2 protein-coding genes are annotated in these 319 nt (G+C 63.9%); both read left to right on the top strand.

Features of this window, described 5'->3' with window-relative positions; all coding sequences use genetic code 11:
• Positions 1-183 (top strand): hypothetical protein (locus GRB80_RS16430; protein ID WP_237562127.1); only part of this gene is annotated, 183 nt, incomplete at its 5' end.
• On the top strand, positions 180-319 hold a 140-nt coding region (gene tnpB / locus GRB80_RS16640), incomplete at its 3' end, for an IS66 family insertion sequence element accessory protein TnpB (RefSeq protein ID WP_161424381.1). The genes GRB80_RS16430 and tnpB, both read left to right, overlap by 4 nt.

Raw genomic sequence — 319 nt, 5'->3', positions numbered from 1 at the left:
TTCTGGCTGGGCCATTTGTACCATGCGTCGTCTCGGCAGATGGCGTTGAGCGAGTACGCCGAGGAGCAAGGGCTGGAACTGGCGTCTTTGCTGGCGTGGGAGCAGCGTCTGAGCGTGCAGGATGTGCCTGTGCCGCCTCGCCATCGCCCGCAGCGCTTCGTCGTCGTGGAGGTAGCCCGATGATTCGGCCAGATACCGGACTGCGGGTCTATCTGTGCCGCGAGCCAGTCGACATGCGTAAGCAGATCGACGGGCTGGCCCTGCTGGTTCAGGAGGCCATGGCGCTCAACCCCTTCGAGGAGGCGGTGTTCGTGTTTGG

Origin of the sequence: Halomonas icarae, assembly GCF_009901955.1 — a bacterium.
Classification (GTDB): domain Bacteria; phylum Pseudomonadota; class Gammaproteobacteria; order Pseudomonadales; family Halomonadaceae; genus Halomonas; species Halomonas icarae.
The sequence above is the reverse complement of the archived record's forward strand: the minus strand, read 5'-3'. Positions and strand labels throughout refer to the sequence as shown.